The organism is Alsobacter ponti (assembly GCF_024294805.1).
GTDB lineage: Bacteria > Pseudomonadota > Alphaproteobacteria > Rhizobiales > Beijerinckiaceae > Alsobacter > Alsobacter ponti.
Genome location: NZ_JANCLU010000005.1, coordinates 220,461 through 245,807 on the forward strand (window position 1 = coordinate 220,461; position 25,347 = coordinate 245,807).

The 25,347-nt window shown below is 70.2% G+C and carries 25 protein-coding genes and 1 pseudogene; 5 read left to right on the forward strand and 21 right to left on the reverse strand.

Features of this window, described 5'->3' with window-relative positions; all coding sequences use genetic code 11:
* Nucleotide 1: 1 nt before the first annotated feature.
* From thiL to NK718_RS07530, 11 genes and pseudogenes are all read right to left on the reverse strand, one after another.
* Nucleotides 2-988: a thiamine-phosphate kinase gene (thiL, locus tag NK718_RS07480; protein ID WP_254740175.1), complete on the reverse strand. Its 987-nt coding sequence runs from the start codon at nucleotides 986-988 to the stop codon at nucleotides 2-4.
* Nucleotides 989-1,004: 16 nt separating this feature from the next.
* Nucleotides 1,005-1,475 carry a transcription antitermination factor NusB gene (gene nusB, locus NK718_RS07485; protein WP_254740176.1) on the reverse strand — a complete coding sequence of 157 codons (471 nt, stop codon included), beginning with the start codon at nucleotides 1,473-1,475 and terminating at the stop codon, nucleotides 1,005-1,007.
* Between the two features lies 1 nt (nucleotide 1,476).
* The gene (gene ribH, locus NK718_RS07490; RefSeq protein WP_254740178.1) at nucleotides 1,477-1,971 is read right to left on the reverse strand and encodes a 6,7-dimethyl-8-ribityllumazine synthase; all 495 of its coding nucleotides are present in this window, start codon (nucleotides 1,969-1,971) and stop codon (nucleotides 1,477-1,479) included.
* A gap of 31 nt (nucleotides 1,972-2,002) precedes the next feature.
* Nucleotides 2,003-2,641 carry a riboflavin synthase gene (locus NK718_RS07495; protein WP_254740181.1) on the reverse strand — a complete coding sequence of 213 codons (639 nt, stop codon included), beginning with the start codon at nucleotides 2,639-2,641 and terminating at the stop codon, nucleotides 2,003-2,005.
* A complete protein-coding gene (gene ribD / locus NK718_RS07500) occupies nucleotides 2,641-3,801 on the reverse strand; it encodes a bifunctional diaminohydroxyphosphoribosylaminopyrimidine deaminase/5-amino-6-(5-phosphoribosylamino)uracil reductase RibD (protein ID WP_254740183.1) in 1,161 nt (386 codons plus the stop codon). Before ribD ends, NK718_RS07495 begins: the two co-directional genes overlap by 1 nt.
* Nucleotides 3,767-4,310 (reverse strand): annotated as a pseudogene (gene nrdR / locus NK718_RS07505) (transcriptional regulator NrdR); the annotation flags it as partial. The pseudogene nrdR and the gene ribD, both read right to left, overlap by 35 nt.
* 25 nt (nucleotides 4,311-4,335) lie before the next feature.
* Nucleotides 4,336-5,634, reverse strand: coding sequence for a serine hydroxymethyltransferase (glyA, locus tag NK718_RS07510; protein WP_254740187.1), 1,299 nt, complete (start codon nucleotides 5,632-5,634; stop codon nucleotides 4,336-4,338).
* A 243-nt stretch (nucleotides 5,635-5,877) separates the two neighbouring features.
* The gene (locus NK718_RS07515) at nucleotides 5,878-7,143 is read right to left on the reverse strand and encodes a L,D-transpeptidase family protein (RefSeq protein WP_254740189.1); all 1,266 of its coding nucleotides are present in this window, start codon (nucleotides 7,141-7,143) and stop codon (nucleotides 5,878-5,880) included.
* Between the two features lie 270 nt (nucleotides 7,144-7,413).
* Entirely contained in the window at nucleotides 7,414-7,926 is a 513-nt protein-coding gene (gene ldtR, locus NK718_RS07520; protein WP_254740191.1) for a transcriptional regulator LdtR, read from the reverse strand.
* 177 nt (nucleotides 7,927-8,103) lie between these two features.
* Nucleotides 8,104-8,532 carry a DUF6163 family protein gene (locus NK718_RS07525; protein ID WP_254740193.1) on the reverse strand — a complete coding sequence of 143 codons (429 nt, stop codon included), beginning with the start codon at nucleotides 8,530-8,532 and terminating at the stop codon, nucleotides 8,104-8,106.
* Nucleotides 8,529-9,611, reverse strand: coding sequence for an enoyl-CoA hydratase/isomerase family protein (locus NK718_RS07530; RefSeq protein WP_254740195.1), 1,083 nt, complete (start codon nucleotides 9,609-9,611; stop codon nucleotides 8,529-8,531). Before NK718_RS07530 ends, NK718_RS07525 begins: the two co-directional genes overlap by 4 nt.
* Nucleotides 9,612-9,794: 183 nt before the next feature.
* Here NK718_RS07530 and hemB point away from each other — a divergent pair, with 183 nt between their 5' ends.
* The 5 genes from hemB to NK718_RS07555 all read left to right on the forward strand — a co-directional run bounded on the left by hemB (nucleotide 9,795) and on the right by NK718_RS07555 (nucleotide 14,889).
* Nucleotides 9,795-10,859, forward strand: a complete 1,065-nt coding sequence (gene hemB, locus NK718_RS07535) for a porphobilinogen synthase (protein ID WP_254740197.1) — start codon at nucleotides 9,795-9,797, stop codon at nucleotides 10,857-10,859.
* A complete protein-coding gene (locus NK718_RS07540) occupies nucleotides 10,856-12,217 on the forward strand; it encodes a branched-chain amino acid ABC transporter permease (RefSeq protein ID WP_254740199.1) in 1,362 nt (453 codons plus the stop codon). Before hemB ends, NK718_RS07540 begins: the two co-directional genes overlap by 4 nt.
* Nucleotides 12,218-12,234: 17 nt before the next feature.
* Nucleotides 12,235-13,476: a threonine ammonia-lyase gene (locus tag NK718_RS07545; RefSeq protein WP_254740201.1), complete on the forward strand. Its 1,242-nt coding sequence runs from the start codon at nucleotides 12,235-12,237 to the stop codon at nucleotides 13,474-13,476.
* Between the two features lie 91 nt (nucleotides 13,477-13,567).
* Nucleotides 13,568-14,035, forward strand: a complete 468-nt coding sequence (locus NK718_RS07550) for an RDD family protein (RefSeq protein ID WP_254740203.1) — start codon at nucleotides 13,568-13,570, stop codon at nucleotides 14,033-14,035.
* A gap of 107 nt (nucleotides 14,036-14,142) precedes the next feature.
* The gene (locus tag NK718_RS07555) at nucleotides 14,143-14,889 is read left to right on the forward strand and encodes an arginyltransferase (RefSeq protein WP_254740205.1); all 747 of its coding nucleotides are present in this window, start codon (nucleotides 14,143-14,145) and stop codon (nucleotides 14,887-14,889) included.
* A 13-nt stretch (nucleotides 14,890-14,902) separates the two neighbouring features.
* Here NK718_RS07555 and NK718_RS07560 read toward each other — a convergent pair whose 3' ends face one another.
* The 10 genes from NK718_RS07560 to NK718_RS07605 form a co-directional block, all read right to left on the reverse strand.
* The gene (locus tag NK718_RS07560; RefSeq protein WP_254740207.1) at nucleotides 14,903-15,472 is read right to left on the reverse strand and encodes a hypothetical protein; all 570 of its coding nucleotides are present in this window, start codon (nucleotides 15,470-15,472) and stop codon (nucleotides 14,903-14,905) included.
* A 65-nt stretch (nucleotides 15,473-15,537) separates the two neighbouring features.
* Nucleotides 15,538-17,787 carry a DNA topoisomerase IV subunit A gene (gene parC / locus NK718_RS07565; protein ID WP_254740209.1) on the reverse strand — a complete coding sequence of 750 codons (2,250 nt, stop codon included), beginning with the start codon at nucleotides 17,785-17,787 and terminating at the stop codon, nucleotides 15,538-15,540.
* Between the two features lie 82 nt (nucleotides 17,788-17,869).
* On the reverse strand, nucleotides 17,870-18,604 hold the full coding sequence (gene recO, locus NK718_RS07570) for a DNA repair protein RecO (RefSeq protein WP_254740211.1): 735 nt from the start codon (nucleotides 18,602-18,604) through the stop codon (nucleotides 17,870-17,872).
* A 9-nt stretch (nucleotides 18,605-18,613) separates the two neighbouring features.
* Complete coding sequence (era, locus tag NK718_RS07575; protein WP_254740213.1) at nucleotides 18,614-19,543, reverse strand: GTPase Era; 930 nt, start codon at nucleotides 19,541-19,543, stop codon at nucleotides 18,614-18,616.
* A complete protein-coding gene (gene rnc, locus NK718_RS07580) occupies nucleotides 19,540-20,298 on the reverse strand; it encodes a ribonuclease III (RefSeq protein ID WP_371877241.1) in 759 nt (252 codons plus the stop codon). Before rnc ends, era begins: the two co-directional genes overlap by 4 nt.
* Nucleotides 20,250-21,029, reverse strand: a complete 780-nt coding sequence (lepB, locus tag NK718_RS07585) for a signal peptidase I (RefSeq protein ID WP_254740215.1) — start codon at nucleotides 21,027-21,029, stop codon at nucleotides 20,250-20,252. Before lepB ends, rnc begins: the two co-directional genes overlap by 49 nt.
* Before the next feature lie 94 nt (nucleotides 21,030-21,123).
* Nucleotides 21,124-21,531, reverse strand: a complete 408-nt coding sequence (gene acpS / locus NK718_RS07590; RefSeq protein ID WP_254740218.1) for a holo-ACP synthase — start codon at nucleotides 21,529-21,531, stop codon at nucleotides 21,124-21,126.
* Complete coding sequence (locus NK718_RS07595) at nucleotides 21,528-22,301, reverse strand: pyridoxine 5'-phosphate synthase (protein WP_254740220.1); 774 nt, start codon at nucleotides 22,299-22,301, stop codon at nucleotides 21,528-21,530. Before NK718_RS07595 ends, acpS begins: the two co-directional genes overlap by 4 nt.
* A gap of 3 nt (nucleotides 22,302-22,304) precedes the next feature.
* Nucleotides 22,305-22,889 carry an orotate phosphoribosyltransferase gene (pyrE, locus tag NK718_RS07600; protein ID WP_254740222.1) on the reverse strand — a complete coding sequence of 195 codons (585 nt, stop codon included), beginning with the start codon at nucleotides 22,887-22,889 and terminating at the stop codon, nucleotides 22,305-22,307.
* Nucleotides 22,890-22,952: 63 nt separating this feature from the next.
* Nucleotides 22,953-25,169, reverse strand: a complete 2,217-nt coding sequence (locus NK718_RS07605) for a RelA/SpoT family protein (protein ID WP_254740224.1) — start codon at nucleotides 25,167-25,169, stop codon at nucleotides 22,953-22,955.
* Nucleotides 25,170-25,347 lie beyond the last annotated feature (178 nt).

Genomic DNA, 25,347 nt, shown 5'->3' on the forward strand with positions numbered 1-25,347 from the left:
TTCAGAAATGGCTGAACGAGCCGCGCGCGAACCGCGCCGGCGCGCCGCCGGCGATGAAAGCGATGTCCGGTCCGTCGGTGATGACGCCGATCTCCGCCACCGGAACGCTTTGCGCGGCGGCGGCGGCGCGGAACGCCTCGGCCCTGGCGGGCGCGACGGCGCAGAGGATTTCGTAGTCGTCGCCGCCGGTCATGGCGACCTCGAACAACGCGGGGTCGGACGCGATCAGCGCCCGGCCCGCGTCGGAGAGCGGCGCGCGGTCGAGATCGATTCGCAGGCCCCGGCCGGAGGCGCGCGCCATCTTGGTCGCGTCCCCCACCAGCCCGTCGGACACATCCATTCCCCCGTTGGCATGGGCGAGAAGGACCGGCGCGAGCGCCTGCCGCGGCCGGGGGCGAAGGTATCGGTCGAGCAGGCAGTCGCGCGCCGCGGGGTCCAGCCTGGCGCCGAGGCTCGGGTCGAGCCGCAGCCGCAGGCCCAGCGCCGCGTCGCCGATCTCGCCCGACACGAAAACGAGATCTCCGGCCCGCGCGCCGGTGCGCAGCACGGTGCCGCCGGGAGGAACGGCGCCGAGGGCGGTGATCGAGAGCGTCAGCGGGCCGGGCGTGCGCACCGTGTCGCCGCCCAGCAGCGCGCAGCCGCCCCGCGCGGCGCAGTCGCCGAGGCCGGCGGAGAAACCGGCCATGAAGTCCGGCGTCCAGTCGGGCGGCAAAGCCAGCGACAGCAGGAAGCCGATCGGCTCCGCGCCCTTGGCGGCGAGGTCGGACAGGTTGACCGCCAGCGCCTTCCAGCCGATGGCGTCGGGCGGGTCGTCGGGGAAGAAGTGCACGCCGGCCACCAGCGCGTCGGTGGTCAGCACGAGGTCGCGGCCGGCTGGAGGGCGGATGGTGGCCGCGTCGTCCAGCAACTGGAACGCGCCCTCCCCGGCCAGCGGGCGGAAATAGCGGGCGATCAGTTCGTCCTCGCCGGGCCTTCCGGGTTCGGCCATGGCCCGAGCCTCGCCCTCAGCTGACGCGCTTCGACAATTCGTCGCCGCGCGCCTCGCGTCCGATGGAATCGAGCACGGCGTTGACCATGCCCGGCTCGTCGCCGTCATAGAAGGCATGGGCGACGTCGACGTATTCCGAAATGACGACGCGCGCCGGCACATCGGGACGCCGCAGCAGCTCGTAGGCCCCGGCGCGCAGGATGGCGCGCAGCACGGCCTCGACCCGCCGCAGCGGCCAGCCCTTGGCGAGCGCCGCGTCGACTTTCTGGTCAACCAGGCGCTGCTCCTGCACCACGCCGGCCACCAGGTCGCGGAAGAACGGCTCCTCGGCCTCGCGGAGCTCGACGCCGTCGACCGACCGGCCCATCCAGTGGGCCTCGAATTCCGCCACGGCGTCGACCACGCCCTTGCCGGACAACTCCATCTCGTAAAGCGCCTGCACCGCCGAGAGGCGGGCGGCGGAGCGCTTCTCGCTCCCCCTGGCCATGTTAGATCCTTCCCGCCGAGACCCGGCGCTTGATCCTGAGGACGGCGAGCGCCGCCTCGGCCGCGCCCCCGCCCTTGTTCATCTCCGAGACACGGGCGCGGGCCCATGCCTGCGCCTCGTTCTCGACCGTCAGAATGCCGTTGCCGACCGGAATGCGCCGGGCGACGGAAAGGTCCATCAGCGCGCGCGAGCTCTCGCCGGCCACGATATCGTAATGCCCAGTCTCGCCCCTGATGACGCAGCCGAGCGCGACGACGGCGTCGTAGGGGTCGCCGGCCTTCTCCGCCGCCTCCAGCGCGATGGCGATGGTGGGCGGAATCTCGAGCGCGCCCGGCACGGTCACGATGTCGACCTGCGCCTCGGCGCGCTCCAGCACGTCGCGCGCGCCCATCAGCAGCTCGTCGGCGATGTCGTCGTAGAAACGCGCCTCGACGATGAGGATGCGCCCCTTGGTCGGCAGTTCCTCGACGATGCGCGGCGGACGGGGAGCGGCCATGGGACCCTCGCAGGATGGACGGGAGGACAGGTCAGTATCCTTGCAGGCGCGCTTCCGCAAGCCGCGCCGCGTAGCGCGCCATCTGGTCGACCTCGATATTGACCCGCGCCCCCGCCTTGCGGTCGCCCCACGTGGTGACCTCCAGGGTGTGCGGGATCAGGAACACGGTGAAGAGGTCGCCGTCGACGGTGTTGACGGTCAGGGACGTGCCGTCCAGCGCCACCGATCCCTTCTCGACGATGAAGCGCGCCAGTTCGCGCGGCGCACGAATGGTGAAGCGCGCGGTGGCGCCCCATGCGTCCTCGCCCGTGACGTCGTCGCGCGCGACGATCTCGGCGACGCCGTCGACGTGGCCGGAGACGAGATGCCCGCCCAGCTCGTCGCCGATTCGCAGCGGTCGCTCCAGGTTGAGCCGCGTGCCGGGCTCCCAGCCGCCGACCGTGGTGCGGGCCAGGGTCTCCGCGCCGGCGTCGACCTCGAACCACGCGCCGCCGCCCTCGCGCGGCCCCATCGCGGTGACGGTGAGGCACGGCCCCGAGCAGGCGATCGACGCGCCGAGCGCGATGCTCTCAGCCGGATAGGCGCAGTGGATGCGGATGTGCTTGAGCGAGCCCTGGTGGTCGGTGACGGAGGCGACCTCGCCGACGTCGGTGACGATGCCCGTGAACATCAGTGCCTCCTCGTGAACAGGTCCAGCCGGTCCCGGCCGAGACACTGCGTGCGCCACAGATCGAATTGCTCTCGGTCGGCGACCAGCGCCGCCAGCGTCGGCCCGAGCGCCGGCAGGCCGGCCGCGCCCAGCGGCTCCGGCCCCGTCAGCAGCGCGATGGTGTCCAGAAGGCCGGCGCGCGCGAAAGCCTCGGCCAGGGTCGGCCCCGCCTCGCAGAGCACGCGCGTCACGCCGAGCTTCGCCAGCCGCGCGAGCGCCGCCTTGAGGTCGACGGGCCCGCCGGGGGCCGAGCGCGCCACGCGCTCGACGCCAACGCCGGCCTTGGCCAGGGCGGCCTCGCGGTCGCGCGGCGCGTCCTCGGCGCAGAAGATCCACACTGGCGTCTCAGCGACGCCCCGCACGAGGCTGCTGTCGAGCGGCGTGCGCAATTGCGTGTCCAGCACCGCCCGCACCGGCGAGCGCGCTTCCAGACCCGGCAGGCGGCAAGTCAGCAGCGGGTCGTCGGCCAGCACGGTGCCGACGCCGGTGAGCACCACGTCGGCCATGGCGCGCATCATGTGGACGCGCGCGTTGGCGGTTTCGCCCGTGATCAGCAGGCGCTCGCCGTGCCTTCCGGCGAAGCCGTCGGCCGTGCGGGCCAGCTTCACCGTCACCGACGGGCGACCATCCACCATGCGGCGGATGAAGCCGAGATTGAGCTGCCGCGCCTCGCGGGCCAGCGGGCCCACCACCACCTCGACGCCGTGGGCGCGCAAATGGATATGGCCGCGCCCGTTGACGCGCGGGTCGGGGTCCTCGATCGCCGACACCACCCGCGCCACGCCGGAGGCGATAACGGCGTCAACGCAGGGCGGCGTCTTGCCGTGATGGGAACAGGGCTCCAGCGTCACCGCCATCGACGCGCCGCGCGCCGCCTCCCCCGCCATCGCCAGGGCCACCGGCTCGGCGTGGGGGCGGCCTCCGGGCTGGGTGAAGCCCCGGCCGACGACGATGGGTCCGTTCTCGGTCATACGCCAGACGACCGCGCCCACCGCCGGGTTCGGCCACGTGTTGCCGAGACCGCGCCGGGCGAGCGTGAGCGCGTGGCGCATCATCCGCTCGTCGATCTGGGCCTGAATGTCGGGCGGAACGGCGGTCGCGGCGGGGGCGGCGCCCGCCATCAGGCGTCGTCCCGGGCGGGCGTCCGCGCGACGCCCTTGCCCGACGCGCCGTCCGGATCGTCGGCGTTGAGCTCGCCGATCAGGTCCTCGAAGTCCTTGGCCTCGCGGAAATTGCGATAGACGGAGGCGAAGCGCACATAGGCGACATCGTCGAGCGCCTTGAGCCCTTCCATAACCAGCTCGCCGATCGTCTCGCTGGCGACCTCGCCGTCGCCCATGCTCTCGAGCTGGCGGACGATGCCGTTGACCATGCGTTCGACGCGCTCGGGCTCGACCGGCCGCTTGCGCAGCGACACCTCGACCGAGCGCATCAGCTTCTCGCGGTCGAACGGCACGCGCCGGCCGCTCCGCTTCACCACCATCAGCTCGCGCAGCTGCACGCGCTCGAACGTCGTGAAGCGTCCGCCGCAATCGGGGCAGACCCGGCGGCGACGAATGGCCGAATGGTCATCCGTCGGACGCGAGTCCTTCACCTGGGTGTCGAGACTGGCGCAATAGGGGCAGCGCACGGGCGCCTCCGTTCGGCCGCAAGGCTCAGTAGATCGGGAAGCGGCGGGTCAGCTCGGCGACTTTCTGGCGCACGCCCTGCTCCACCGCGCCGTTGCCGTCGTCGCCGTTCGTCGCCAGCCCGTCCAGCGTCTCGACGATCAGCTCGCCGACGCGCTTGAACTCGGCGACGCCGAAGCCCCGCGACGTCGCCGCCGGCGACCCCAGGCGGATGCCGGAGGTGATGGTCGGCTTCTCGGTGTCGAACGGAACGCCGTTCTTGTTGCAGGTGATGTGGGCGCGCCCCAGCGCCGCCTCGGCCGCCTTGCCGGTCAGCTTCTTCGGCCGCAGGTCGACCAGCATCAGGTGGTTGTCGGTGCCGCCCGTCACGATGGCGTAGCCTGCCGCGCCGATGGTGTCGGCCAGCGCCTTGGCGTTCTCCACCACGTTGCGCGCGTAGAGCTTGAACTCCGGCGTCAGCGCCTCGCCGAAGGCCACCGCCTTCGCCGCGATGACGTGCATCAGCGGCCCGCCCTGCAGGCCCGGGAACACCGCCGAGTTGATCTTCTTGGCGATCTCGGCGTCGTCGGTGAGGATGAGGCCGCCGCGCGGACCGCGCAAAGTCTTGTGAGTGGTCGAGGTGACGACATGGGCGTGCGGGAACGGCGAAGGATGCGCGCCGCCCGCCACCAGCCCGGCGAAATGGGCCATGTCGACCATGAAATAGGCGCCGACCGAATCGGCGATCTGGCGGAAGCGCGCGAAGTCCCAATGGCGCGCGTAGCCCGAGCCGCCGGCGATGATGAGCTTCGGCTTGTTCTCCTGCGCGATGCGCTCGACCGCGTCCATGTCGATCGTCTGGTCCTCGGGACGCACCGTGTACGAGACGACCTTGAACCACTTGCCCGACATGTTGGGGGCGGCGCCGTGCGTCAGGTGGCCGCCGGCGGCGAGGTCCAGGCCCATGAAGGTATCGCCGGGCTTCAGGAGCCCCAGGAACACCGCCTGGTTGGCCTGCGAGCCGGAGTTGGGCTGCACGTTGGCGAAGCCGCAGCCGAACAGCTTGCAGGCGCGCTCGATGGCGAGCTGCTCGGCGATGTCGACGAACTGGCAGCCGCCATAGTAGCGCCGGCCCGGATAGCCCTCGGCGTACTTGTTGGTCATCACCGAGCCCTGCGCCTCCAGCACGGCGCGCGAGACGATGTTCTCCGAGGCGATCAGCTCGATTTCGTCGCGCTGCCGGCCGAGCTCCTTCGCGATGGCGGAGGCGATCTCCGGGTCGCGGTCCGCGAGCGACGCGGAGAAGAAGCTGTTGGAGAGGTGGCTACGCGTTTCGCTGACGGACATGGTGTGCCTCCGGGCCCCTGGGCGGGCCAGACCAGTCGCTTGAACACCAACGCCCCGCAGGAGCCCACCGGAGCACGATCCTGCCGAAGCGCGATATGTTGTGGGTGTGGGCCCCTCGGCCCTCAAGCGGTGCCATAGCACGCCCGGGTCCGCCGGCCAACCATGGCCGAGGGACAAAAAAAGCGGAGCGGCCAAAGCCGCCCCGCCCTTCATGAAAACAGCGTCGCCGGCGACGAGACGGACTTACTCGTCCTCGTCGACCGCCTTCTGGACGGAGGCCACCGGCATCGGCCCCAGCCCGTCCTTGTTGTAGATGTCCTCGCGGAACTGCACGAGGCCGTCGGGCGTCGCCCAGGCGGTGATGTAAACCCAGTAGACAGGCACAGGCTGCGCCAGCTTGGCGTCGACGCGCTGGCCGGACTGGATGGCGGCATCGATCGCCTCGCGCGACCAGCCGGGCGTGTCCTTCAGGAGCCAGGTGACGTAGTCGCGCACGTTCTGCACGCGCATGCAGCCCGAGGAGACGAAGCGGAAATCGTCGCCGAAGATCCCCTTGGACGGCGTGTCGTGCATATAGACGCCGTGCGGGTTCGGGATGTTGATGCGCACGAAGCCCAGCGAGTTGAACTCGCCGCCCGGATCCTGCCGGAACATGTAGCGTGTCGCCTCGTCCGAGCGCCAGTTGACCTGCTCGGGACGCAGCTCCTCGCTCTGGTTCTTGAAGATCCTGATCTTGTTGTCGGTCAGGTAGTTCGGGTCCGCCTGCATCTTTGGGATCAGGTCCTTGCGGATGATCGAGGCGGGCACCGTCCAGAACGGGTTGAAGTTGATGTCGACCACGCGGGTGGTGAGCACCGGCGACTGGCGGTCGATCTTGCCGACGCCGGCGGCGTGGCGGGTGACGACCTGGCCGTCCTCGACCGTCTCCACCAAGGCGGCCGGGATGTTGGCCACCACAAAGCGCTGGCCGAGATTGCCGGCGTAGGAGCGCAGGCGCACCACGTTGGTCTCGAGCTGCCGCAGGCGGACCTCCGCCGGCACGTTCATGGCGTTGATCGTGAGGGCGTTGAGCTGGCCGGTCGGGATCAGGCCGTGCCGCGTCTGGAAGCGCTTGACGCCACCTTCGACGAAGGAATCGTAGATCTGCGACGCGCCGACAGCCGGGTCGAGGTCTCCGGAGGCGACCAGGCGACGCCGCAGGGCGACGACGTTCGGCCCCTTGGAGCCGAGCTTCATCGTCTGGTTCTGCATCATCGGCCAGCCGCCCTGGGCGACGAGCTGCTGGTAGACGCCGACCATCTGTTCGGTCGCCTGCAGGGTCAGCGGCGACAGCACGGGCGTGACGGAGCGGTCGACCTTGAGGCTGGTCGCGCCGTCATAGCTCTGCTTCCACTCCGCCTGCCCGCCCAGCGTCTGCTCCTGCGCGCGCGCGCCGGTGGCGGCCGCGACCAGGGATGCGAGGACGGGAACGGCGAACTCCCGGCGGGTCATCGATCTGAAGTCGGTCATCGTCCGTATCTGCACCGATTGTCGTGGAGAGGAACGCTCACCTGATCCATGGCAGGTCAGGGTAAACGATTAGTTGTCGTTGCGGGTCAGTCTTTAAGCTGGAAAGCTTGGAGCCGGAAAAGCGCCGCTCAGGGCGGCGATTTTAAGGCAGGCGGGCCCAACGAGCGTCCCCGGCGCTGCGGTGTTGCCGAGATGACACTCGCCCGTCCCCGCGCCAACGCAAAAAGGCCGGGCGTTGGCCCGGCCTTCGTGATGTGGATGCGAGCGGCGTCAGAGCCGGTAGCGGATGTGGTCCGTCCAGAACCGTTCGAGCCGCGACAGCGCCGCGTTGGCGTTGCGGAAGTCCTCGGGCGAGATGCCGCCGATCTGCTCCACCGTGCGGATGTGCTTCTCATAGAGGGATTTCACGATGTCGTGAATCTCGCGGCCCTGCTCGGTCAGGCTGATGCGGACCGAGCGGCGGTCGATGCGCGAACGCTGGTGGTGAAGGTAGCCCATGTCGACGAGCTTCTTCACGTTGTAGGAAACATTCGAGCCGAGATAGTAACCGCGCGTGCGCAGTTCTCCGGCCGTCAGCTCCTTGTCCGCGATGTTGTAGAGCAGCAGCGCCTGGACGCTGTTGACGTCGGAGCGTCCGCGCCGGTCGAACTCGTCCTTGATGACGTCGAGAAGCCGGCGGTGAAGCCGCTCGACCAGCGTCAGAGCCTCGATGTAGAGCGGCTTGACGGCAGCGTTGTCTTGGCTGGCCTGGCGTTCATCTACGGTTTTCAGAGCGGTCTTCATGTTCTGCCTCACAGCACTTCCCTGGCGGCCGCGTTCATCCGGCTTTTCGTTATGCCATAACTACAGGGGAGCCTGTGAAGACGAGTTTAAACAACGACGTGAATCGGCCGTTCATCTTCTTTGGCTGAATCGAGTCTGAATCGAAACCGCTTCTTTACCTTGGGAAGACGGCGGGTTTCACTCCTCCCGGCCGGCCAGCCAGGACAGCACGATATAGGTCACGACCAGCACAGCCTCGACGCCGGCCAGCACGGGGCTGATCGAGGCCCCGGCCGGCTGCAGCCCGGCCACGGCAAGGTGGCTCAGCACCGCGATGAGCCACATCACTCCGCCCCACGTGCTGGTGAGCCAGAGCCCGACGGCGGCCACCGGGTCGAGCACGGCGAAGGCGATGACCAGGCCCTTGAGGCCGGTCGGCAGCTCCTCGAACTGCGGGAAGCCGAACACGTCGACGCCCATGATGGTCGCCCACGATCCCAGGGCCTTGACCATCCACATCGCGGCCACGGTGCGCATGAACCACACCAGCACGCGCTTCCAGGCGACGCGCCGGCGCGGTTCGTCGTCGCGCAGCGCCGGGTTGCGACCCGTGTCCCGAGCCGTCATCGCGCCGCCCCGGCTTGTAGGACCAGTTCCGCCGCGACCGGCTCGAAGAAGGCGGCGACGGCGGCTGGGTCGACCGCCTGGAGCGCGGCGGGCGACCAGCGCGGCTTCTGGTCCTTGTCGACCACCACCGCGCGCACGCCCTCATAGAAGTCGGGATTGTCCAGCATCCGGGACACGACCCGGAACTCCAGCGCCATGGCCGCCTCGAAATCCAGCGAGGCCCCCCGGCGCACCTGCTCGAAGGCGATGCCCAGGCTGGTCGGCGATTTGGTGCGCACAGCGGCGGCGGCCTCCGCAGCGAAGGCGGAGCCCTCCGCCGCCGCGCGGTCCAGTTCCCCCAGCACGCCCGCCACGCTGTCGGCGGCGAAGCAGCGATCGACGGTGGCGCGCTCGGCCTGCCAAGGCGACGCCCCGGGCGGGACGTCGTGCGCCGCCAGCGTGGCGTCGACGTCGTCGCCCGCCGCCAGGCGCTCCACGATCCCGGCCATCGCGGCGCTCGGCGCGACGTGCGTCGCAAGCCCCAGCGCGCGCAGGTCGGCGGTGCGGATGCGCGCGCCCGTCAGCGCCAGCCACATGCCGGCCGCGCCGGGAAGCCGGGGCAGGAAATAGGTGGCCCCGACGTCCGGGAAGAAGCCGATCCCGACCTCCGGCATCGCGAACAGCGCGCGCTCGCTGGCGACGCGATGGCTGCCATGCGCCGACATGCCGACGCCCCCGCCCATGACGATGCCGTCGACGAGCGCGACGTAGGGCTTGGCGTATCGCTTGATGCGGATGTTGAGCTCGTACTCCTCGCGCCAGAACGCCATCGGCTCGTCGCGCTGGCCGGCCTTGCCGCAATCGTGAATGCGGCGGATGTCGCCGCCGGCGCAAAACGCCCTGTCGCCCGCGCCGCGGATGACCACGCGAGTGACGGCGGGATCGCGCTCCCAGCGGTCCAGGGCGGCGCGGACGGCGCGCACCATCCCCAGCGTCAGGGCGTTGAGGGCCTGCGGCCGGTTGAGCGTGATCACCCCCGCCGCGCCGATCCGTTCGCAGACGGCTTCGCTCGTCGGGTCGGTGGTCTCGGGTGAGGTCATCTGATGTCGATCTCGCGAGGACGCCGGCGCTGGCGCGGACCGCGCGAGTTAGCCCGCGCCGCGTGGGGCCGTCAACGCGCCCGCCGCGCGGCAACGCGCTTTGGAAAGCTTCCGGGAAATGCTAGTGCTGCCCGCCGAGCGAGGCCCAAGCGCCTCGGGTCCGCAGCAATGCAGGAGGCGGCGATGTCGTCGCGAGTCACCCCGTTCACCGGCGCGCCGCAGCCGCAGGCCGCGCCAGCCCCCGCCCACGAACGCCTCGCCCTCTCCCACCGTCCGCGCCGCAACCGCAAGAGCGAGTGGGCCCGGCGGCTGGTGCGCGAGAACGTGCTGACGACCGACGACCTGATCTGGCCGATCTTCGTCGTGGCCGGCGAGAATCGCCGCGACCCGGTCGCCTCGATGCCCGGCGTCGAGCGTCTGACCGTCGATCACGCGGTCCGCGAGGCGGCGCGCGCAGCGGAGCTGGGGATTCCCTGCCTCGCCTTGTTCCCCTACACCGACCGCGCCCTGCGCGACGAGGCGGGCAGCGAGGCGCTGAACCCCGACAACCTGGTCTGCCGCGCCGTGCGGGCGATCAAGAAGGAAGTGCCCGAGATCGGCGTCCTCACCGACGTCGCGCTCGACCCCTATACGAGCCACGGCCATGACGGCCTGATGCGCGACGGGCGCATCCTCAACGACGAGACCGTCGCCGTGCTGGTGAAGCAAGCCCTCGTGCAGGCTGAGGCCGGCTGCGACGTGGTGGCCCCCTCCGACATGATGGACGGCCGCATCGGCGCGATCCGTCAGGGCCTCGACGAGGCGGGGCTGCTCGACGTCCAGATCATGGCCTACGCCGCCAAGTACGCCTCGGCCTTCTACGGCCCGTTCCGCGACGCGGTGGGCAGCAGCGCCACGCTGACCGGGGACAAGCGCACCTACCAGATGGACCCCGCCAATGGCGACGAGGCGATACGCGAGGTCGGGCTCGACCTCGACGAAGGCGCCGACATGGTGATGGTGAAGCCGGGCATGCCGTATCTGGACATCGTCCACCGGGTGAAGACGACGTTCGGCGTGCCGACCTTCGCCTACCAGGTGTCCGGCGAGTACGCGATGATCCGCGCCGCCGCCGACCATGGCTGGCTCGACGGCGAGAAGGCGATGATCGAAAGCCTGCTCGCCTTCAAGCGCGCGGGCGCCGACGGCGTGCTCACCTATTTCGCCGTCGCCGTCGCCGAAAAGCTCAAGGCGTCGGCCTGGCGGTGAGTCCCAAGCCGGCGGCCGCGGTCCCGGCCCTCGTCGCGGCGTCCGGCCTGGCGGCCCTGCTGTCGGGCTGCGCCGGGCTGATCGACGCGGACCAGGCCCGCGTGTGCCGCACCATCGCCCCCGCCCTCAACCCGGCGGGCTCGACCATCGCCATCAGCCGGGTCGTGCCGGGCAGCGCGCCGAACAGCGTGCGCGTGTTCTACCGCGCCCAGCCGCCCGATCTGCCGGCCCGCAACCGCTTCGTCGAGTGCGTCTTCGCCGGAGACGGGCTGTCGCGCACCCGGCAGGACATCCTGCGCGTGTCGACCGAGAACGGCCCGCTGTCGGACGCCTCCTTCCTGTTCCTGCGCCGGTTCTTCCTCGCCGCGCCGGAGGCGGGGCTGGAGGATCCCGGCGGGCTCGGCCAGGGCGAGACGCTGCCGGACGTGCCGATGGCGTTCGCCTACGGCGTCCAGCAAGTGCTGTCAGGCCTGCCGCAGGCGGGCGTGTACAGCCTGCTCGCCGCCGCCTACTCGCTGATCTACGGCCTGGTCGGCCGCATCGTGTTCGGCTTCGGCGAACTGGCGGCGATCGGCGGCTACGCCTGCCTGATCGGCGTCGTGCTCGCCGTGCAGTTCGGCTGGCCGAGCCCGCTCGCGGGGCTGGCCATCGCCGGGGTGATGGCGATCTGCGCCGCCGTGCTGCACGGGATCGTGCTCGGCCGGCGAGTCGTGGCGCCGCTGCTGCCGGGGCCGGGCCTGCCGATCCTCATCGCCACCACCGGAGCCATGCTGGCGGGGGCGGAATATCTGCGCCTCGCCCAGGGCAACGACCTGCGCTGGATCCCGCCGGTCCTGAACGGCCCGATTTCCCTTCTGCGCAGCGGCGGCTTCGTCACCACGGTGACGCCCGGGGCGCTGGTGGTGACCGGCGTCTCGCTGGCCGCGGCGCTGGCGCTGACGGCGCTACTGCGCTTCAGCGGGTTCGGGCGCGCCTGGAGGGCCTTCGCCGACGACCCCGCCACCGCCGCTTTGTTCGGGGTCGATCCGCTGCGCATCTTCATCGCGACCTTCGGCCTCGCGGCCGGCCTCGCCGGCCTCGCTGGCCTCGTCACCTCCGCCTATTATGGCGGGGTCGGCTACGGGGCGGGCCTGGGCCTCGGCCTCAAGGCGCTCACGGCAGCGGTGCTCGGGGGCATCGGCTCGGTCGGCGGCGGGCTGCTGGGCGGGCTGCTGATCGGCCTCGCCGAGGCGCTGTGGTCGTCGGTGCTGCCCATCGAGGCGCGTGACATCTTCGTCTACGCGCTGCTGGCGATTGTGCTTGCGTTGCGGCCGGGCGGGTTGTTCGGATACGGCGACGCCCTGCCGAGGCGCATCTGAAGCCCGCGAGCCCCGCCATGCCCTCCTCCCCATCCGCGCACGCGATCTCGGCAGAGGACGTCGGGAAGGCGCGGCGCCTGCTCGAAGGTCAGATCCAGCGCACTCCCATGCTGCCCTCGCCGCGCCTGTCGGCGCTGACCGGGGCCGAGGTGTTCGTCAAGTACGAGAACATGCAGACGACCGGCTCGTTCAAGGAGCGCGGCGCCTATGTGAAGCTGGCCGGGCTGACGGCGGACGAACGGCGGCGCGGCGTGGTGGCGATGTCGGCGGGCAACCACGCGCAGGCCGTCGCATTCCACGCCAGCCGCCTCGGCATCCCCGCCACCATCGTGATGCCCGAGGCGACGCCGCTGGTGAAGGTGGAGAACACGCGCGGCTACGGGGCGACCGTGGTGCTCCATGGCGCGACGCTGGTGGAATCGGAGGAGCGCACCCGCCAGCTGATGGCCGAGCAGGGGCTGGTGCTGGTTCACCCCTACGACGATCCCGCCGTCATGGCCGGCCAAGGCACGGTGGCGCTCGAAATGCTGGCCGAGGCGCCGGGCCTGGACACGCTGGTCATCCCCATCGGCGGCGGCGGGCTGTGCGCCGGATGCGCCGTGGCCGCGCGCTCCGTCTCGCCCTCGATCCGCCTCGTCGGGGTCGAGGCGGCCCTGTACCCGTCCTTCGTCAACGCCATCGACGGCGGGCAGCGGCCCATCGGCGGGCCGACGCTTGCCGAAGGCATCGCCGTGAAGACCGTCGGCGCGCTCACCCTGCCCATCGTGCGCGACCTCGTCGAGGAGATTCTGCTTGTCGACGAAGCTGCCATCGAGAGCGCGGTGAACGCCTACGCCACGCTGGCGCGCACCATGGCCGAGGGCGCGGGCGCCGCCGGGCTCGCCGCCCTGCTCGCCGCGCCGGATCGGTTCAGGGGCCGCAAGGTCGGCCTGGTGCTCTGCGGCGGCAACATCGACGCGCGGCTCCTGGCCAGCATCATGGTGCGCGAGCTGGAGCGCGAGGCGCGCATTTCCTCCTTCCGCGTCACCGTGCAGGACCGGCCCGGCCTGCTCGGCCAGATCGCGTCGCGGCTCGGGGAACTCGGGGCGAACATCCTCGAAGTCTCCCACGGGCGGCTGTTCCTCGACGTGCCCGCCAAGGGCGTGTCGCTGGACCTGACGATCGAGACGCGTGACGCGGCGCACACCGAGGCGGTGCTGGACGCGCTCGCCCGCGACGGCCTCAACCCGCGCCGGATCGAGCGCCGAAGCCAGTTCTGATGGAGCTTCGGCGCGGCCCCGTCGTTGTATCCGGGCGCGCAATGCCCACATACGCGGACGGGCGGGCCCCGACCCGCCGCCAGAGGTCGCCATGACACAGATCCCCACCACCCCCTACCCGCCCGCCCCCTACGCGCCGCGCCAGGCCGACACGGCGGGCGTGCTGGGCGGCCGCCTGCTCGCCTATTTGGTCGACCTGGCGATCGTCGGCCTGCTGTGGGGCGTGTTCGTGGTCGTGCTGCTGGTGCTCGGCTTCCTCACCTTCGGCCTCGCCTGGATGCTGATCGCGCCGCTGTTCCCCGTCGTCGCGGTGCTCTACAGCGGGCTCACCGTCTCCGGGCCGAATCGCGGCACCGTGGGAATGCGCATGGCCGGCGTGGAGCTGCGGACGCTCGACGGCGGGACGGTGCCCTTCGTGGTGGCCGCCGTTCACGCGATTTTCTTCTACGTCAGCGTGTCGTTCCTCACGCCTTTCATCGTCCTGTTCGGCCTGCTGCGCTCGGACCGGCGGCTGCTTCACGACCTGCTGGCGGGCGTGATCGCCGTGCGGCGGCGCTAGAGGCGCCGGGACGGCGGATCGGGAACAGCCAAGGCCGCACTTGAGCGCGTGCGCGCCGGTGCTATCTTCTTCAATGTTCGGCGGCTTTGCGCCGCAGGGGAATACCGGTGACGACCCAGTCCCGCGACCAGCCGCAATTCTACCTGACCGCTCCCACGACTTGCCCCTATCTCCCGGGCCGGCAGGAGCGGAAGGTGTTCACGCACCTGATCGGCAAGCGGGCGGGCGAACTCAACAACCTGCTCACCCATGGCGGCTTCCGCCGCTCGCAGACCATCGCCTACCGTCCGGCCTGCGACGCCTGCCGGGCCTGCGTCTCGGTGCGGGTGGTCGTCGACGACTTCACGCCCTCGCGCAACATGCGGCGCGTGCGCGACGCCAACAGCGACCTGATCGGCGAGATGCGCGCCAACTCGCCCTCCTCCGAGCAGTATTCGCTGTTCCGCCACTATCTCGACAGCCGCCACAGCGAGGGCGGCATGGCCGACATGACGGCCCTCGACTTCGCCATGATGGTCGAGGACTCCCACGTCGAGACCAAGCTGATCGAGTATCGCCGGCGCGGGCCCGACAGTTTCCTGAACGGTCGCGGCGAAGGCCCGCTGCTGGCCTCGGCGCTCACCGACGTCCTCGCCGACGGCCTGTCGATGGTCTACTCGTTCTACGACCCCGACCACGCGGCGCGCAGCCTCGGCACTTTCATGATCCTCGACCACATCGCGCGGGCGCGGCGCATGGGGCTGCCCTACGTCTATCTCGGCTACTGGGTCGAGGGCTCCGAGAAGATGGCCTACAAGGCGCGCTTCACGCCGCAGGAGCGGCTGCTGGCGCACGGCTGGCAGCGCACGGAATGACCTCTGCCCGCCCTCACGGCGCCTTGGTGACGTTGTAGGTGCAGGCGAAGGAGGCGGCGGCGATCCGGTAGGTGTCCTTGGGATTGGCCGGATCCTGCACGATGGCGTCACCGGGCTTGGCCACCATGTCCTCACCCCAGGGGGCCTTGAAGCTCCACGGGCCTTCCTTGTCGCCGAGGATGAAATAGCGCATCTCCGCGCCCTTGGGCTCGTACTCGACCCAGCCGGCGGCGTCTGGCGCGGTCTTCGGCTCGCCGTAGCGGTCCTTCATGCGCGCGGCCTTGACGAGATATTCCTCGTTCCCGGTCGCGGGGCAGCGGTTGCGGATGACGATGTCGCCCTCCTCCGCCGGCTTGCTGCGGCTCTCGACGCCCTCGCCCTTGATGACGGTGACGACGACCTCGCCGACCTTGGCCGGACGGCCGTCGACCGGCTTCGTCTTGCGCGCCACGCCGACGCGCTGGTCAGTCATCGCCTTGGCGAAGACCGCCAGGATGTCCACGTCCTGCGCCACCGCGGCTCCACAGCCGAGGCCCGCCGCCATCAGGATGCCCGCCATCGCAATCCGCCAGCCCCGAACCATGGCCCCCTCCATCGCCCCGAGAGGCGAAGCTTAGGGCCGGACGCGGGGCCTCACAAGCGGCGGCCTCAGCCCTTGAACCTGTTCGTCTTCGGGAAGCCCTTGGGCGGCAGGCGGCCGGATTCGGCCCGGTTGCCGAGCCAGTCCTTGAGGTCGGCGGCGGACACGGTCCAGGTCCGGCCCGAAGTGTCGAGCCAGGTCAGCCCGTCTTCGAGCCTAAAGACCTTGGCGTCGGAGACGCCGCCGTCCTTGTAGCGTTGCAGGCGAACGCCCTTGCCGCGCCCCATCTCCGGCACCTGGTCGAGCGGAAAAGCCAGCAGCTTCCGGTTCTCCCCGACCACGGCGACGTGGTCGCCCTCCACCGGGGTGACCAGCGCCGCCTTGTGCTTGGCGTCGACGTTGAGCACCTGCCGGCCCTTGCGGGTGTTGGCCACCACGTCGTCGGCGAGGGCGACGAAGCCGCGCCCTTCCGTGGAGACGAACAGCAGCTTGCCCCCGGCCTTGTAGGGCCACACGTCGACGATGTCCGCGCCCTCGTCGATATCCGCCATCAGGCGGATCGGGTCGCCGAAGCCGCGGCCGCCGGGCAGCTTCGCGGCGTCGAGCGTGTAGACCTTGCCGTTGGTCGCGAGCACCAGGACCTTGGCCGTGGTCTCGGAGAAGAACGCCGTCTTGAGCGCGTCGTCGCCCTTGAACTGCAGCGTCGAGAGGTCCTGGACGTGTCCCTTGAGGGCGCGGATCCAGCCCTTCTGGGTCGCCACGACGGTCAGCGGCTCGCGCTCGACCATGGCCTCGGCGATGTCGAAGTCGCCGACGTCGGGCGCGTCGGCGAAGCTGGTGCGCCGCTTGCCGAGGGGGGTCTCGGGGCCGAAGCTCTTCTTCACCTCGCGGATCTGCCAGGCGATGGTCTTCCACTGCTTGTCGCCGGAGGCGAGCAGCGCGTCGATCTCGTCCTTCTCCTTGACGAGATTGTCGAGCTCGCGCTTGAGCTCCATCTCCTCCAGCTTGCGCAGCGAGCGCAGGCGGGTGTTGAGGATCGCCTCGGCCTGGTTGTCCGTCAGCTCGAAGAACCGCATCAGCTCGGCCTTCGGCTCGTCCTCCTCGCGGATGATCTTGATGACCTTGTCGAGGTCCAGGTAGACGATCAGCAGGCCGCGCAGGATCTCCAGCCGCTTTTCGATCTGCGCCAGGCGGAAGGCGGAGCGGCGCTGCAGCACGACGCGGCGGTGGTCGAGCCATTCGCGCAGCGCCTCATTGAGCCCAAGCACACGGGGCACCACGCCGCCCGAAAGCACGTTCATGTTCATCGGAATGCGGCTTTCAAGCTCGGTGAGCTTGAACAGCGCCTCCATGAGCAGGGCGGGGTCGACGGTGCGGCTGCGCGGCTCCAGAACGATGCGCACGTCCTCCGCCGACTCGTCTCGGATGTCGGCGAGCATGGGCAGCTTGCGCTCGTTGAGCAGCTCGGCCGTCTTCTCGATCAGCCGGGCCTTGGGGACCAGATAGGGAATCTCGGTGACCACGATCACCCAGCCGCCGCGCCCGACCTCCTCCTTGTGCCAGCGAGCCCGCACGCGGAAGGAGCCGCGGCCGGTGCGATAGGTCTCGAGGATGGAGGCGCGCGCCTCGACGATGATGCCGCCGGTCGGGAAATCCGGCCCCGGCACAAAGGTCATCAGCTGGTCGGACGTGGCGGTCGGGTGGGTGATGAGATACAGCGCCGCGTCGCACAGCTCGGCGGCGTTGTGCGGCGGGATCGAGGTCGCCATGCCCACCGCGATCCCCTGCGAGCCGTTGGCCAGCAGGTTCGGGAAGGCCGCCGGGAGCACGACCGGCTCCTCGTCCTCGCCGTTGTAGGTGTCGCGGAAATCGACCGCGTCCTCGTCGATGCCGTCGAGCAGCAGCCGCGCCACGTCGGTCATGCGCGCTTCGGTGTAGCGGTAGGCCGCCGCGCCGTCGCCGTCGATGTTGCCGAAATTGCCCTGCCCGTCGACCAACGGGTAGCGCTGCGCGAAGTCCTGCGCCAGGCGCACCAGCGCGTCGTAGACCGCCTGGTCGCCGTGCGGGTGGAACTTGCCGATCACGTCGCCGACGATGCGGGCGCATTTCTTGAAGGCGGAGCCGGGATCGAGCCGCAGCAGCCGCATGGCGTGCAGGATGCGCCGGTGCACCGGCTTCAGCCCGTCGCGAGCGTCCGGCAGCGCGCGATGCATGATGGTCGACAGCGCATAGGCGAGATAGCGCTCCTCGAGCGCCGACTTGAGGTCGATGCTCTCGACGCCTTCGCCCCCGGCTGGCGGATCTACCGGCTTACCCATGCGCTGATCCCTGTGGAATGACAGGAACGCTTAGCGAACAAGGCGAGTCGGAGCAAGGCCGCCGCGCCCGCCGTCCCCAGCTTCAGTCCCGCCCCCCGGCGGTGACCGCCGCCACGAACGCCGCCCGCACCTCCGGCAGCGGGAGCCCGCGCGGGCCGAACAGGTCGCGGGCTAGGAAATGGCCGGTGAGCGCGAAGGCGGCGGCAAGATCGGCGCGGTCCGGCATCGCCCGGCCCTGCCCTTCGCGCAGAAAGGCGGGGAGCGCAAGCAGGCGGTCGCGCCACGGCTCGCCGGCCGCAGCCGAGACCGCGCGGCCGCTGCGCGGCGACACCCAGACCAAATCGTCGCGCGTGCCGGTAACGGCGCATTCGGCCAGGTCCAGCCCAAAGCCGAGCTCCGCGAGAAAGGCCAGCTCGTAGCGCACCACCAGCGGCGCGGCCAGCTCCGGGTCGTGCAGCGCGTCGATGACAACGCCGAGCGCCTCGAAGAGCCCCGGGTGCGGATCGCGCTCGGGAAGCAGGCGCGTCAGCGCGCCCAGCGCCGAGAGGGCGTAGAGCGCCTCGGGCGAACCCAGCAGCGTCGCGGCGCGGGCGTTGGTCGCCTCGACCGTGTAATGCCCCAAATGCTCGTCGAGCCGCGCTCGCCACACCGCCTCGACCGCGTTGCCGGCCTGCAGCATCGGTTGCATGCGTGGCGAGCGGCCGCCGCGCACCAGGCCGAGGTGGCGGCCGTGCTCCCGCGTCAGGAGCTCGAGCAGAACGCCGGACTCCCCGTGGCGCCGGGCGCCGATGACGATGGCCTCGTCCCGCCACTCCACCGGCGCGCCCTACTCCTTGGGAAACTCCAGCCCCATCTCGCGGTAACGGGCGGGATCGTCGATCCAGTCCTCGCGCACCTTCACGAAGAGGAAGAGGTGGACCTTGGTGTCGGCCGCCTCGGCGATCTCCTTGCGGGCCGCCTCGCCGATCGCCCGGATGGTCTGGCCGCCCTTGCCGAGCACGATCTTGCGCTGGCTCTCGCGCGTCACGAAGATCGTCTGCTCGATGCGGGCCGAACCGTCCTTCATCGTCTTCCACTGGTCGGTCTCGACCGTGGACTGGTAGGGCAGCTCGTCGTGCAGGCGCTCGAACAGCTTCTCGCGCGTGATCTCGGCCGCAAGCATCCGCAGCGGCACGTCGGACACCTCGTCCTCGGGGAACAGCCACGGGCCTTCCGGCATCATCGCCGCGAGCCGCGTCCTGACACGGTCGACGCCGTCGCCCCCGAGCGCCGAGATCATGAACGTCTCGTCGAAGGGCAGGCGCGCGTTGAGGTCGGCGGCGAGGTCGAGGAGCCTGGGCCGCTCGACGGCGTCGATCTTGTTGAGGATCAGCACCTTGCGCCGGCCCATGCCCTTCAGCACGGCGAGGATGGCCTCGACCTCCTCGTCGACGCCCTTGCGCGCGTCGACCAGCAGCGCCACCACGTCGGCGTCGCCGGCACCGCCCCAGGCGGAGGTGACCATGGCGCGGTCGAGCCGCCGCTTGGGCGCGAAGATGCCGGGCGTGTCGATGACGACGATCTGCGCCGGGCCGTCGAGAACGATGCCGCGCACCAGCGAGCGCGTGGTCTGCACCTTGCGCGAGACGATCGACACCTTGGCGCCGACCAGCGCATTGATGAGCGTCGACTTGCCGGCGTTGGGCGCGCCGATCAGCGCCACGTAGCCGCATCGCGTGGGGCCGGAGGTCCCCTGCCCGGTCGTCGGGTCCGTCATGCCACCGCCTTGCCGACGCCTTCGCGCGTCATGAACGCTTCGGCCGCCGCCTGCTCGGCCAGCCGCTTGGAACGCCCTTCGCCGATCACCGGCTCGAACCCGTCGATCTCGGCCGAAATGCGGAACACCGGCGCGTGGTCCGGGCCGGACCGCTCGATCTCCCGGTAGGTCGGCGGCTGCTTGCCGCGCGCCAGCGCCCATTCCTGCAGGGAGGACTTGGGGTCGCGCACGGAGCGGCCGGGCTCGGTCATCTTCGGGCCGAAGGACCGCACCACCAGGTCGCGAGCCGGCCCGAAGCCGCCGTCCAGGTACACAGCGGCGATGATCGCCTCGCAGACATCGGCGAGGATCGCCTCCTTCTTGCGCAGGCCGGCGGCCATCTCGCCCTGGCCGAGCCGGATGAACGGGCCGACGTCCCATTCCGCCGCTACCTCTGCGCAGGTCTCGCGCCGCACGAGGTGGGCCAGCCGGCGCGACAGCTCGCCTTCCGTGGCCTCCGGGAAGCCCTGGTAGAGCAGTTCGGCCACTGACAGGCCGAGCACGCGGTCGCCGAGGAACTCGAGCCGCTGGTAGTTCGGGCCGCCCGCCGCCGGGGTGCGCTGGGCGCTGATATGGGTCAGCGCCCGCTCCAGCGGCAGCCGGTCGCGGAAGCTGTAGCCCAGCCTGGCCTCGAGGTGGGAGAGGTCCGTCCTGGCGCGCGCCATCGTCAGCCGACCGGCTTGAGCAGCCTGTTCCACCGCACGGTCCAGGGCCATTCCCAGATCCGCCACGCCGCGCCGTCCTCCCGGATGGAGAAGAAGATGATCTCCGCGCGGCCGATCAGGTTCTCGAACGGCACGTAGCCGACGCCCTGTGAGGACATGTCGCGCGAGTCGAGCGAGTTGTCGCGGTTGTCGCCCATCATGAAGAAGTGGCCCGCCGGCACGGCGTAGACGGCCGTGTTGCGGCCGAGCCGGTTGCCGAACATGTCCAACTCCTGGATCGTATAGCTGACGCCGTTCGGCAGGGTCTCCCGGTAGAAGGTGGCGCGGTCGCGGTAGCCCGCCCCGGCGGGCACTTCCTGCTGGCCCAGCCGCTCCTTCTTCACCGGCTCGCCGTTGATGTGGAGGATGCCGTCGATCATCTGGATGCGGTCGTTCGGAAGGCCGATGACGCGCTTGATGTAGTCGGTGGCGTTGTCGCGCGGCAGCTTGAAGACGACGATGTCGCCGCGCTTCGGTTCGGCGGCCCAGATCCGCCCGGAGAAGATGGCGGGGCCGTAGGGAAACGAGTAGCGCGAATAGCCGTAGGAATATTTGGAGACGAACAGGTAGTCGCCGATCAGCAGGGTCGGGATCAGCGACCCGGAGGGGATATTGAACGGCTGAAACAGGAAAGTTCGCACCACCAGCGCGATGAGCAGCGCCTGGATGATGACCTTGATCGTTTCGAGGATGCCGCCTTCGTCGGCCTGCTTCTGGTTCGCCACGCGGCCCGGCTCTGTCATTGATCGTCCTCTGGAGCTCCCGGCTCCGCCTGTCTGCGGCCCCGGTGCGGTATAGACCCGCCCCCCTGCCTTGGCAAACGCTCGGCGGGCCGCGTCAGGCAGGCGTCGACGGCCGCGCCTCGATGACGACGACGGCAAGCGCCGTGGGGTGCTCGTCGGTCAGCGTCACGTGGATCACGGCTTCGTGTCCCGGCGGCGTCAGCTCCCGCAGGCGCGCCAGCGCGCCGTTCTCCAGCTTCATCGTCGGCGCGCCGGAGGGCAGGTTGACGACGCCCATGTCGCGCATGAAGACGCCGCGGTTGAACCCCGTTCCGAGCGCCTTGGAGCAGGCCTCCTTGGCCGCGAAACGCTTGGCGTAGGAGGCCGCCCGCTCGGCCCGCCGCTCCGACTTGCGCTGCTCCGTCTCGGTGAAGACGCGCTGGATGAAGCGCTCGCCGAACCGCGCCAGCGTCTTCTCGATGCGACGGATGTCGCAGAGGTCCGAGCCGATGCCGACGATCACGGGCGCGTTCCCGCCGCTTTGGCCCGCCCGGCGTCCATGGCCGCCCGCATGCGGCGGATGGCGGCGTCGAGCCCCACGAAAACGGCCTCGCCGACGAGGAAATGCCCGATGTTCAGCTCCGCGATCTGCGGCAGGCCGGCGATCCGCTCGGCCGTGTCGTAGTCGAGCCCGTGGCCGGCGTGGACCTCCAGCCCGAGCGCGGCCGCGCTCTCGGCCGCGCGCGCCAGCCGCTCGAACTCGCGCTCGGCGCGCTTGAGGTCGCCGTGCTCCACCGCCTCGCACCACGAGCCGGTGTGCAGTTCGACCACCGGCGCTCCCAGCTCGCGCGACGCCGCCACGGGCTCGGCGTCGGCCTCGATGAACATCGAGACGCGGATGCCAGCGGCGTTCAGCTCGGCCACGAAGGGGGCGAGGTGGTTGTGCCCCTTCACGACGTCGAGGCCGCCTTCGGTGGTGCGCTCCTCGCGCTTTTCGGGGACCAGGCACACGGCGTGGGGCCGCACGTCGAGCGCGATGCGCAGCATGTCGCCGGTCGCCGCCATCTCGAAGTTCAGCGGAACCGTGATGTCGCGCTTCAGGCGCGCCATGTCCTCGTCGTGGATGTGGCGGCGGTCCTCGCGCAGATGCGCGGTGATGCCGTCGGCTCCCGCCTCGATGGCCAGCAGCGCGGCGCGCGCCGGGTCCGGCCTCGCGCCGCCGCGCGCGTTGCGGATGGTGGCGACGTGGTCGATGTTGACGCCGAGGCGAAGCTTGGTCGGGGTCTGGCTCATGTCCTACGCCTTGAGGCCGCGGCTGCCGGGCTTGACCGGCGGCAAGGCGGCGAGTTCGGGCGGCAGCTGGTCGGCAGGATAGGCAGGGATGTCGAGGCTGGCCAGGCTGACGAGCGGAACGCCGATATCCGCCTTGCCGGCCGAACGGTCGATCAGGCAGGCCGCGCCGACGATGCGGCCGGGGTGCTCGCGGATGGCGTCCAGGCACTCGCGCGAGGACAGCCCGGTGGTGATGATGTCCTCCACCATCAGCACGCGCGCGTTCTCGGGGATCTCGAAGCCGCGGCGCAGCCGGAACTTGCCGTCCTCGCGCTCCACGAAGATAGCCTTGGCGCCGAGCTGGCGGGCCGTCTCGTAGCCCGGCACGATGCCGCCGACCGCCGGCGAGACCACGATGTCGATGTCGCCGAAGGCGGCGCGCGCCTTCTCGGCCAGGGCGCGGCACAGTTTCTCCGTGCGCGCGGGGTCCTGGAACACGAACATCTTCTGCAGGAACACCGGGCTGCGCAGGCCGGACGAGAGGATGAAATGCCCCTCCAGCAACGCGCCGGCCGCCCGGAACTCGTCGAGAACCTCGTCCTTCGTCATGATCTCACCCAATGAAGTCGCGGAGGCATCGCAGATGAAGGGCGGCGATGCAAGCAGGCGCGCCTAGCCGTTGACGCGCTGGACGGAGCTGACAACCGAGCGCTGCTTGAGCTGGCTGATGATCGCGTTGAGATGCTTGAGGTTCCACACCTCGAGATCGATGACCACCTCGCGGAAGTCGGAGGCGCCCTTGCTCGTCACCGAGATGGAATCGATGTTGCCGTCGTTGTCGCCGATGATCTGGGTGATCTGCGCCAGCGTGCCCGGCTCGTTGATCGCCGTCACGGCGATCTGCGCCGGGAAACGCTGCGGCTCGGTCTCGTCGATGTCCCAGCGCACGTCGAGCCAGCGATCGGGCTGGTCGTCGAAGGCGGTCAGCGCCGGCGACTGGATGGGGTAGACGGTGATGCCCTCCCCCGGATTGAGGATGCCGACGATGCGGTCTCCCGGCACGGCGCCGCCGTTCGGGGCGAAGCGCACCGGCAATTCGCCGTTGATGCCGCGGATCGGGATCGAGCGGGCGGCCTTGTCCGCCGCCGCTCCATTCTGGCCGGGCACCTTGAACACCAGGCCCTCGGCCTTCTTGAGCCCGAACCAGCCGCTCTCCCGGCTGGCCTCGCCCGCGCCGATGCGCTCTTCCTTGAAGTCCGGATAGACCGCCTTGACCACGTCGCCGGAGAAGATCTCCCCCCGCCCGACGGCGGCGAGCACGTCGTCCAGCGAGGTCCGGGCGAGGCGCGGCAGCGCGGCGCGCAGCTTCTCCTCGGAATAGGTCTTCTTGGCCCTCTCGAAGGCGCGCTCGACGATCTGCCGGCCGAGCCCGGCGTACTGCTTGCGCACCGCGGCGCGGGTGGCGCGGCGGATGGCGGCGCGGGCCTTGCCGGTGACGACGATCGACTCCCAGGCGGCGGGCGGCGCCTGGCCGGGGGCGCGGGCGATCTCCACCTCGTCGCCACTGTGCAGCTCGGACAGCAGCGGCACGATGCGGCCGTTGACCTTGCAGCCGACCGCCGTGTTGCCGACGTCGGTGTGGACGGCGTAGGCGAAGTCGATCGGCGTGGCGCCGCGCGGCAGCGCGATCAGCCGGCCCTTCGGGGTGAAGCAGAACACCTGGTCGTGGAACAATTCGAGCTTGGTGTGCTCCAGGAACTCCTCGGGGCTGTCCCCCTCCGACAGCGTTTCGACCGTGCGGCGAAGCCACTCGTAGGCGCGACTCTCGCGCGCGAGCGCGCTGTTGTCGCCGCCCCTGCCCTCCTTGTAGAGCGCATGCGCGGCGATGCCGTACTCGTTCACCTGATCCATCGCCTCGGTGCGGATCTGCAGCTCGACGCGCTGGCGGCCGGGGCCGACCACCGTGGTGTGCAGCGACTGGTAGTCGTTCTGCTTGGGGGTCGAGATGTAGTCCTTGAACCGCCCGGGCACCGTCGGCCACGTCGTGTGGACGATGCCGAGCACCGCGTAACAGGCGGCGATGTCGCTGACGACGACGCGGAAGCCGAAGATGTCCGACAATTGCTCGAAGGAGACCGACTTGCGCTCCATCTTCTTCCAGATGGAATAGGCGCGCTTGCGCCGGCCCTTCACCGCCGCCTTGATGCCGTGGGCCTGGAGCCGCGCCGTCAGCTCGGACTCGATGTCGTGGATCAGCTTGCCGCTGCGCCCGCCGATCTCGTCCAGCCGCGCGCTCACCATGGCGTGCGCCTCGGGCGAGAAATGGCGGAAGGCGAGGTCCTCGAGCTCCTCGCGCAGCTCCTGCATGCCCATGCGCCCGGCGAGCGGGGCGTAGATCTCCAGCGTCTCCTCGGCGATCCGGGCGCGCTTCTCCGGCGGCACGTGGTGCAGCGTGCGCATGTTGTGCAGGCGGTCGGCCAGCTTGACGAGCAGCACGCGCACGTCGTCGGCGATGGCCAGCAGCAGCTTGCGGAAATTTTCCGCCTGCGCCGCCTTCTTCGACACGAGGTCGAGCTTCTTGATCTTGGTGAGGCCATCGACCAGCGCGCCGATCTCGCGGCCGAACACGTGGTCGATCTCCTCGCGCGTCGCCTCGGTGTCCTCGATCGTGTCGTGCAGCACGGCGGCGACGATGGTCGCATCGTCGAGGCGCAGCTCGGTGAGCAGGGCCGCCACCTCGAGCGGATGGGAGATGTAGGGATCGCCCGACGCGCGCTTCTGCGAGCCGTGCGCCTTCATCGCGTAGACATAGGCGCGGTTCAGCAGCGCCTCGTCGGCGTTGGGATTGTAGCGCTTGACGCGCTCGACAAGTTCGTACTGCCGCATCATGAGGCGGCTACGCCTTCCACGCTCCGGGGCCGGCAATTCGGCCCTTGCCCATCAGTATCGAGGCTGAATCATGCCCCCGACAAGCCCGAATGCGAGATAACGGCGATGCGGCGGGATACAAGTCCCCAAGGGAGCGCTAACCGCCCGCCCCGGACGAAAAAGCCCGGCGCGAGGGCCG

Excerpts from the sequence above, each read along its gene's own strand:
- thiL (WP_254740175.1), bottom strand. The coding sequence starts at position 988 with ATGGCCGAACCCGGAAGGCCCGGCGAGGACGAACTGATCGCCCGCTAT.
- nusB (WP_254740176.1), bottom strand. The coding sequence starts at position 1,475 with ATGGCCAGGGGGAGCGAGAAGCGCTCCGCCGCCCGCCTCTCGGCGGTG.
- ribH (WP_254740178.1), bottom strand. The coding sequence starts at position 1,971 with ATGGCCGCTCCCCGTCCGCCGCGCATCGTCGAGGAACTGCCGACCAAG.
- NK718_RS07495 (WP_254740181.1), bottom strand. The coding sequence starts at position 2,641 with ATGTTCACGGGCATCGTCACCGACGTCGGCGAGGTCGCCTCCGTCACC.
- ribD (WP_254740183.1), bottom strand. The coding sequence starts at position 3,801 with ATGGCGGGCGCCGCCCCCGCCGCGACCGCCGTTCCGCCCGACATTCAG.
- glyA (WP_254740187.1), bottom strand. The coding sequence starts at position 5,634 with ATGTCCGTCAGCGAAACGCGTAGCCACCTCTCCAACAGCTTCTTCTCC.
- NK718_RS07515 (WP_254740189.1), bottom strand. The coding sequence starts at position 7,143 with ATGACCGACTTCAGATCGATGACCCGCCGGGAGTTCGCCGTTCCCGTC.
- ldtR (WP_254740191.1), bottom strand. The coding sequence starts at position 7,926 with ATGAAGACCGCTCTGAAAACCGTAGATGAACGCCAGGCCAGCCAAGAC.
- NK718_RS07525 (WP_254740193.1), bottom strand. The coding sequence starts at position 8,532 with ATGACGGCTCGGGACACGGGTCGCAACCCGGCGCTGCGCGACGACGAA.
- NK718_RS07530 (WP_254740195.1), bottom strand. The coding sequence starts at position 9,611 with ATGACCTCACCCGAGACCACCGACCCGACGAGCGAAGCCGTCTGCGAA.
- hemB (WP_254740197.1), top strand. The coding sequence starts at position 9,795 with ATGTCGTCGCGAGTCACCCCGTTCACCGGCGCGCCGCAGCCGCAGGCC.
- NK718_RS07545 (WP_254740201.1), top strand. The coding sequence starts at position 12,235 with ATGCCCTCCTCCCCATCCGCGCACGCGATCTCGGCAGAGGACGTCGGG.
- NK718_RS07550 (WP_254740203.1), top strand. The coding sequence starts at position 13,568 with ATGACACAGATCCCCACCACCCCCTACCCGCCCGCCCCCTACGCGCCG.
- NK718_RS07560 (WP_254740207.1), bottom strand. The coding sequence starts at position 15,472 with ATGGTTCGGGGCTGGCGGATTGCGATGGCGGGCATCCTGATGGCGGCG.
- parC (WP_254740209.1), bottom strand. The coding sequence starts at position 17,787 with ATGGGTAAGCCGGTAGATCCGCCAGCCGGGGGCGAAGGCGTCGAGAGC.
- era (WP_254740213.1), bottom strand. The coding sequence starts at position 19,543 with ATGACGGACCCGACGACCGGGCAGGGGACCTCCGGCCCCACGCGATGC.
- rnc (WP_371877241.1), bottom strand. The coding sequence starts at position 20,298 with ATGGCCCTGGACCGTGCGGTGGAACAGGCTGCTCAAGCCGGTCGGCTG.
- lepB (WP_254740215.1), bottom strand. The coding sequence starts at position 21,029 with ATGACAGAGCCGGGCCGCGTGGCGAACCAGAAGCAGGCCGACGAAGGC.
- NK718_RS07595 (WP_254740220.1), bottom strand. The coding sequence starts at position 22,301 with ATGAGCCAGACCCCGACCAAGCTTCGCCTCGGCGTCAACATCGACCAC.
- pyrE (WP_254740222.1), bottom strand. The coding sequence starts at position 22,889 with ATGACGAAGGACGAGGTTCTCGACGAGTTCCGGGCGGCCGGCGCGTTG.
- NK718_RS07605 (WP_254740224.1), bottom strand. The coding sequence starts at position 25,169 with ATGATGCGGCAGTACGAACTTGTCGAGCGCGTCAAGCGCTACAATCCC.